Annotated in this window: 8 protein-coding genes; 4 read left to right on the top strand and 4 right to left on the bottom strand. The window is 54.0% G+C overall.

The window, feature by feature from the left end:
* From GOX45_RS21795 to GOX45_RS21785, 3 genes are all read right to left on the bottom strand, one after another.
* Nucleotides 1-141, bottom strand: a 141-nt coding sequence (locus GOX45_RS21795) for a ParB N-terminal domain-containing protein (RefSeq protein WP_171104060.1), incomplete at its 3' end; no start/stop codon positions are given.
* Between the two features lie 838 nt (nt 142-979).
* Entirely contained in the window at nt 980-1,879 is a 900-nt protein-coding gene (locus tag GOX45_RS21790; RefSeq protein WP_171104058.1) for a sterol desaturase family protein, read from the bottom strand.
* A 242-nt stretch (nt 1,880-2,121) separates the two neighbouring features.
* Nucleotides 2,122-3,459 carry a hypothetical protein gene (locus tag GOX45_RS21785; protein WP_171104056.1) on the bottom strand — a complete coding sequence of 446 codons (1,338 nt, stop codon included), beginning with the start codon at nt 3,457-3,459 and terminating at the stop codon, nt 2,122-2,124.
* Nucleotides 3,460-3,558: 99 nt separating this feature from the next.
* Between GOX45_RS21785 and GOX45_RS21780 the strand changes: the two genes are divergently transcribed.
* Genes GOX45_RS21780 through GOX45_RS21765 form a run of 4 tightly spaced genes read left to right on the top strand, consistent with a single transcriptional unit; the run spans nt 3,559 to nt 7,284 of the window.
* Complete coding sequence (locus GOX45_RS21780; protein WP_171104054.1) at nt 3,559-3,792, top strand: hypothetical protein; 234 nt, start codon at nt 3,559-3,561, stop codon at nt 3,790-3,792.
* Nucleotides 3,793-3,802: 10 nt separating this feature from the next.
* Nucleotides 3,803-5,275, top strand: coding sequence for a guanitoxin biosynthesis MBL fold metallo-hydrolase GntH (gene gntH / locus GOX45_RS21775; protein WP_171104052.1), 1,473 nt, complete (start codon nt 3,803-3,805; stop codon nt 5,273-5,275).
* Nucleotides 5,238-6,260: a GTP-binding protein gene (locus GOX45_RS21770; protein ID WP_371809009.1), complete on the top strand. Its 1,023-nt coding sequence runs from the start codon at nt 5,238-5,240 to the stop codon at nt 6,258-6,260. Before gntH ends, GOX45_RS21770 begins: the two co-directional genes overlap by 38 nt.
* 22 nt (nt 6,261-6,282) lie before the next feature.
* Complete coding sequence (locus GOX45_RS21765) at nt 6,283-7,284, top strand: hypothetical protein (RefSeq protein WP_171104049.1); 1,002 nt, start codon at nt 6,283-6,285, stop codon at nt 7,282-7,284.
* A gap of 9 nt (nt 7,285-7,293) precedes the next feature.
* Here the strand turns inward: GOX45_RS21765 and GOX45_RS21990 are convergent.
* On the bottom strand, nt 7,294-7,512 hold a 219-nt coding region (locus tag GOX45_RS21990), incomplete at its 5' end, for a hypothetical protein (protein ID WP_217350622.1).

Below are 7,512 nucleotides of genomic sequence, written 5' to 3'. Positions count from 1 at the left end.
CTCGTCGATCAACACCGGGTTGGTGAACCCGAACTGCGCGATGCTATCGGCAATCTGCCGCACCTGTTTCTTTGAGTGTGTCCGGGCATTGTTCGCCCAGGGTTTGAGATCTTTGATTTGTACTGTCTCGATAGATGCCATGTTCAGGCCTCCTGTCAGCGCATATGCGCGATGATTATTTATGCCAGCCTCAAACGACCGACGACATGTATGGAAAAGCCCGCACTGAGTTGACGAATACGCAACCGCGATAGCGTCCGCGGTCGACGAAGCCGCAAAGATGCGGCGGGCTTAGGCTCCCATCCGGGTGACGCGTACTGTCGGCGGCGACGTGCCCGTCCGGGTTGGCCTCATCTTCTCATCGTTTCTCGGGCGACGGTGCATAGTGCAGAATCGCCTGATTAGAACATAACATGAACATGATCATTGGCAAAGGGTGTATTTGCAGGTTCGTATTTTGTCTGGCGTGGGCGCTACCCTGTTTTGCAGATACCAATCCCTGTTAATTCCCGGGGTTTCCCTATTCGCGATGGCAAATTTCCCTGTTCACTAAAGAACAGGGAATTGACCCCTAAACCCCTGTAAAACGGCGCTAAATCAGGACAGGGATTGTCGAAACGGGCACCCCAGCGGCCAAAACCGCCGATTTTCCCTGTAAATTCCCTGTAAACAGGGATTTTGAACCCAGACCGGATAGCCCGAGACTGGCAGCACAGCCACACACTCCCCCATATCGAGACTGTGTAAGGTGTGCCCTTAATAGTCGCGCGTTATCCGTGGGTTAGCGGCGTGGCGCAATCGCGCAGACCGTGGACCGTGCCGATACACTGCCGCAAATCCGTTTCTCGAACGGCAGCTTCGTCAGCACTGCGGTCATTGATGCACTATGCAGCAAAAGACTGCTTTGAGCCCATTTCGACCGATGCCGAACACCGTGTGAATGACACTCAAGCGCGGCAAAGCAGTCTTTGGTTCAGCGCTATTGGTCTATTTGGTCAGTGCCAAGCTTGGTTTGCCCGGACGAGACAGATGAAGGCTTCCTCCGTTGGCTCGGGGCGTCTAGGGCACCTCCGCTCGCCGGGCCGTGCAGCGGCTGAATCAGCATTCGGTCGAGCCAGAGGTCTCGGCGTGTGCGAAACTGCTTGAGGCCAATTTCCATGCCCTTGTGCCCCTTCTCGGGTTGCACAACGTAAGTGCCTAGAAGTCGGTCCCACCACGGTAAATTAAAGCCAAAGTTCGAGTTGGTCTCGCTTGGATCGACTGAATGGTGGACTCTGTGCATGTCTGGAGTGACGACGATCCATCTGAGAATTCGATCCACCGGACGCGGCAAATCAATGTTTGCGTGATTGAAGAGCGCGGTAGCGTTAAGGATCACCTCGAAAAGCAGCACGGCGACAGCGGGCGGCCCCAAGGCTGCTACGACCGCCAGCTTGATCCCCATCGAGATCAGGATTTCTACCGGATGGAAACGCAAGCCAGTGGTCGCGTCAAAATCGAGGTCGGCGTGATGCATCCGGTGCAGACGCCAAAGCCCCGGTACAGCGTGGAACATCACATGCTGAAGATAGATTGCGAGATCGAGAAGCAGCATGGAGACCACGATGGCAACCCAAACCGACGCCTCGATGTTATTGAAGAGCCCCCATCCGCGATCCTCGGCCATGGCTGCGAGACCAACTGCGAGGATTGGAAAGGTCAGCCGCAGGATGGCGGTGTCGAGCACCACGAGCGCAAGGTTGTTTGTCCATCGGATAACGCGCGGAATATCCAGTCGTCGCCGGGGTGCGGCCACTTCCCAAAGTGCCATCGCCGCCAGGACGGATAGAAAGGCAAGAAGGCGGATAGTTGGTTCAGCAGCAAGGATTGTGTCGGACATGGACTTCCACTATTCGGGTTTCCGTCGCGATAGAATTGCAAGCTGTTCTAGGCGACGATCGCTCCAATGTAACGCGGACATTCAAGCGATACCATCTGAGGGCAGCTTGGTCCGCAGAGCAGTTATTCAAGCCGAGTGCTGCGAATAGCTGCTTTGAGCCCACTTTGGCCGGTGCTGCGCGTTGCCCCAATGACAGCAATGCGCGGAAAGCAGACTTTGCGTCGACAAGCATGCGACGCGTTTCATCGGTATCTGATCAGAGTATCCAGTATCGCTTGCCGCGTTGCGTCATCATTTTGGAAAATCCTGCCGGCGAGAAACTCAGATGGAAACTCCGGCCACGTTTTGCGCATTTCTATGATAAGTCGCTGAGCTTCTTCGGTATGTCCCAACTGATCTTGCGCAACGGCTTGGAATAGGAGGGAAGGAGCACTTACAGGCGCACCGGCTGCGGGCGCTCCTTGAAAAGCTTCGACAACCTTATTGTAATTCCCGAGCATCAGTTGCGATACACCCCAAATATTTCGTGCGCCAAAGCGGCCCGATCCTGACCTTAGTCTTTCTGGATTGCTAACCTCAGCCGCAAGATCCGGAGCGTTCGCCATGATGGCGGTGATGCCGACAAGATCCAGAATGTGACCATCATTCGGCGCAAGCTTGACCGACAGTCTTGCGTATTTCAAAGCCTCGACTGGATTGTTTTGGGCGGCCAAAACCCAACCATTTGCACCGTTTGCCCACGCATCGGTGGGAGATAGATCAAGCGCTATTCCCGACATCTCGGCAGCTTGGCCAAAAAGGTCGTCTCTTTGTGCCTCATCAGGGGTCAGCATGGCCAAAGTCGCCAGAACCTGTGCCGATCCGGCATAACCGTCGGAGAGTGCGGGGTCGAGCTCCGCAGCATGCTGAAACATTCCCAGTGCTATTTGCTGGCGCTTGATATCAAAAACAGGGAAAAACATCCCTCGGGCTTGATCCGCAAGATTAGCTGCCTGAAGCCTTGTCAAAGATTGCTCACCAAGAGCAGTTCGCTCAGCCTTTTCGATAGATTGGGCTGAGGGCAAAGCTACCTTGTTATCCCGAGTGAACCAAAAGCCAGCCACCGCAATCAACACTAGGCAACCCAGCCCAATTGGCAGCAGTTGTACCCGACGTCGATTTCCACCAATCAGATCGCTGTCCTGAGCGGTTGATTCGTCGCTTTCTGTATTTTTTCCTTGCGAAAACCGTGGCTTGTATCCGCCGGAATCAACAAAAATTCGAACTCCATTGCCGTCCCATTGATCTTCATAAAACTCATGTAGCAGTCGCCGCAGGCGCCTGGCTTCGACGCGGACAAGGTTTCGACCACCAGTGCCATCAATACTCCGACCGTAGACTTCGACCGCGATTGCTTTACCCCGGATCTGGGTACCACGACCCGCGAGAGTTTCTTCGACCACGTATGTAAGAAATTGTTGGAGTCGAGGCGAAGCCTGGAATGCGGCGCTGGAGACAACGCTCTGAAGTGCCTGTCGGACAAGCGCCGGCGATGGCGGTGCAATATCTTGATTTATCGGCAATTCATTAGCTTGGTTCAAAGCAAACTCACCCCCAACTCACGGTGACTCACTTGGCGCGTGTCGTCAACCGCACTCATCTTGATGTGAGAATAGATAGTGGGAACCGGGGATTATCCAGTGACTTGGGAACTGAGTGACGAGCTTCCAAATCTTTCCGATTCGCTTTCAGGGCGTACCGAAACGGATGCGTTACTCAGCGAGGCAATCGAAGACCTAAAGAAAGTTACCGCGCTGTTGGATGACACATCGATCACTGCCAAAGAGCGCGCGGAATGGGCCCACATCAAATCCGAACTCCTGAACGAGCTTCGCCGGATGGTGAAGCGCAACCTTCGTAGCATTTCCAACTAAGGGTACAGCCATGACAAAAGAAGACAACGGCAAAGAACTTAAGAATGAACAGATCCAGAAATCTGACGACATCGAAAACCCTTCCCGGCGACACGTTATGCAGGGACTGGCAGCAGGTGCGGTCGCAACCGGTGCCGTTAGCTATGGTACAGGAACTGCACAGGCGCACCCCGGTGATGGGCCACTAGGCGAAAGCCTAAAGAACCCGTACGGCGGCAGGCCTGCCGGGGGCATCACATTGCCGGCGTACTTCCGTCCTACCAAATACATGACGGGCTCGAATGCGAACTATTTCCCGCTTTCCGAGGACCTCGGGCCCGACGAAATGCGGATATCGTTCTGTGGTTCGACGCCATTTCCGCCCCGCGAAGATCAGGCTGGGACTTGCATCATGGTCGAATTGGGTAATGGAAAGAGGTTCTTCTTCGACTTCGGCTCGGGCTGCGTCCGCAACATTATCGGGATGCAGGTTCCGGGGCAGTTGATCAACGACATCTTCATCACACACCTGCATGTCGATCACTATGCAGACATCCCTTACATCTACCCGTTCCGGGCTTGGTCTGGTGGATACACGCCGCTGCGCATTCACGGCCCATCTGGTCGGACACCGGAGCTTGGTACAGCCGGAATGGTGAAAGGCATGCAGCAGATGCTCAAATGGCATCTGGAGGCCTTCGATGTGTTCCCGATTGGGGACGGCTACGAGATCGAAGTTAACGAATTCGATTTCCGTCAAGAAGGCGGCATCGTCTATGACGAAGATGGCGTGACTGTTCGGTCCTGGCCTCGTAGCCACGCCAAAGACGGTGCAGTCGGGTATCGGCTGGATTGGAACGGACTGAGCTTTGTTTGGACCGGCGACGGCCGCCCCGATGAACTGAGCCTTGAATACGGAAAAGGCGTCGATGTGTTTGTGACCGAAATGTCCGGACAGGATATCGGTCAGTTGATGACCTACAAGTACGGCCTGCCGCAAGAGCTGTTCAACTACACAATCGATACGCATCATACATCGCACTATGCGGTCGGTAAGATGATGGCTGAGGCGCGCCCACGGCTTGCAATGGTAACCCACTATACGCAAGACGAGGATATAGATGCCGAAATGCTGGCGGGAATCCGTGCCCACTATGATGGGCTGTTCGCTTGGGGTTTGGACGTCGCTGTCGTCAACGTCACCAAAGAAGCAATCTGGTATCGCAAGGCGACACTTCCCGGAAAATCTGGTTCGGTCGCGCCATTCCGCGAATTGGGCAAGATGGAAGCAGAAGGCAAGATCACGTTGCCGGATGAAATCAAGCCGCCAGCACCGCGGTCATCACGTGCCGAACAGCAGGACCAGAAATACCGCGATATGGAGATCGATCCGAAAGAATACTATCCAGCTGACGTATTCCGTGCTCCCGATCCCGAGTGGCCCAGCGATTTCGTAATCAAGGTCGATGACGTCATCCCGAATCGCAAGAAGAAGGCGGAGTAACGGCATGATCGAATTTGGGTCGTCATCCGCAATCCCTGTAACGATCCTTACCGGCTTTCTTGGAGCCGGTAAGACAACACTTTTGAACCGCATCCTGACCGGCAATCACGGGTTGCGGGTTGCGGTTTTGGTGAATGACTTTGGATCAATAAACGTTGACGCCGACTTGGTAGTCGGTCTCGAAGATGATGTGATGAGTTTGGCAAATGGCTGCGTGTGCTGCTCGATCCGAGATGATCTGATCGAAACGGTAGAGGCCGTTCTCGCCCGGCCCGAGAAACCGGAATACATCGTCCTTGAAGCAAGCGGAGTGTCGGACCCGTCATCAATTGCAATGACATTCACCGATCAAAAGTTTCGGGACATGATCCGCTTGGACAGCCTCATGTGTCTGGTCGATGCGGAACAGCTATTTTCTGCGCCAGAACAAATGGAACTGAAGCTCCGTCAAATCGCGTTCTCGGACATGGTTATTTTGAACAAGGTCGACCTCGTAGACAGGGCGGCTGTTCAAAGGGTGCACGATTGGCTTGGGTCTCGCTTCCGTCGGTATCGTCTGGTCGAAGCCGTCAACGCAGACGTCCCACTGGATATACTTCTTTCCGTTGGTCGCTTTGCCGCCGAACAGCTAGAAACAGAAGTACCCGATCATCACGAGCATGGAGCGGATTGTGGTTGCCACCACTCTGATCACTCGGACAGCTTCTCAACAACTATGATGAAAGCTGAAAGCCCAATAAGCTTGTCTTCTCTTCGGAGTGCAATTCGAAAGCTTCCCGGCGACGTTTATCGCCTCAAGGGCTTTGTTTTTAGCGAGGAGGATCCGGATCATCGCATTCTTGTACAGGTAGTCGGAAAACGCATGGACATCGCAAGGGATGGCGCATGGGGCCACCGAAAACCCGAAACAAGGCTTGTTGCAATAGGTGCACCCGGAGCTCTTTCGGATTACGAGCTTTCCGATGCGTTGTTAGCAAGCGCATAGCGGCAAGTTCGACAAAACTTGTTTGCGTGTTTTTCTTGAATTCCAACACGTAACAGCTCGAAAACCCGCAGCGCTGAGGACCAAAAAGTGGAGAAATACCCTATTGCTTAAGCAGTTTAGGAAATGGAGCCAAGCGATCAGATTGCTTGCACTTGCCACTGCGATTGCCCTGTCGGGAACGGCTGTGCGCGCGCAGGACGTCTCAAGTAGAGAGCTTGAAGACACAACCGCAAACCTCGGATTGCCGAGTTCAGCGGGAGGACAAGATGCCGAGTTGCTTTCTGCGTTCCACGGGCTCGAGGCGTTGCCCCGAGTAGCAAATCTCATTTGCAGAGGTTCTAGGGGCAAAGATGGGATGCCTGTTATTTTTTCTGCCGAGGTAGATCTGGAAACTTTGCAAGCTGGCGACTTCAGAGTCGTAACAAAATCAGGTCAGATCGGAACAATGCATTGCGCATCAGTATTGCCTGCCACCGATCCCGGTGAGTTGCGCACGGTGCTTCTCATCGGGGATTTTGGGAACGCTTCCGAGGATCCACCGGTTCAAGTCGAGGTTATTGGACACCTTCATTCCATCGATGGAACGCTTGATTTTCGAGGTGCCACTGTAGCCGTGACTCCGCTGGAAGACGGGCCGTCATTGATCTTTGCCGAGGTTGTTGAAGATTGGACTTTGGTCGGAAACTTGGGGCCACGCCGAACCAGAGGAAGCCTTTGTCCAAGTGACAACGTCGTACAGGCCATTCGGGTAACTTGGGCGGGTGGCGTTACGCTGGCGAACGGCAAGGAGCCTGGCGATGCGGAACGTGATCTGTACAGGATCGTCGTAGAGGCCGAAGATGGACCTCAACGCACAGTTGCGCCCGCCGAACTTGCCGATCTGGGTGACGGGGACAATAACCACATGCTCTGCCTTGATACTAAGGATCGACCTATCTCGGTTTCCTTTCCAGCTGGCATTTTGACGGATCCGAATGATGATCTGAACCCAGAAACCAGCGTATTTGTTTCAAAACCCAATTAACAAACTGCTTTAAGGTTTGTTCGGCTGGACTTTTAGCCGAAAATGCCCGGCCGGACCGGTTGCGGGTATTGCAGCGGTAAATGCGAATGAACGGACTTGTTCGCCTCTCGGACATTGCAAACTCGGTTTTGAAGGTCCGCTTTGGGCTGAACTGCAGTCCTTTGGAGCAATACTGCGGATATCCGCATTTTTTACTCCAAAGGACCGCAATCCACCCAAAGCGAACAA

The organism is Ruegeria sp. HKCCD7255 (assembly GCF_013031565.1).
Taxonomy (GTDB): domain Bacteria; phylum Pseudomonadota; class Alphaproteobacteria; order Rhodobacterales; family Rhodobacteraceae; genus Ruegeria.
Note: the sequence above shows the minus strand (reverse complement) of the source record. Positions and strands in the feature narration are given on the sequence as shown.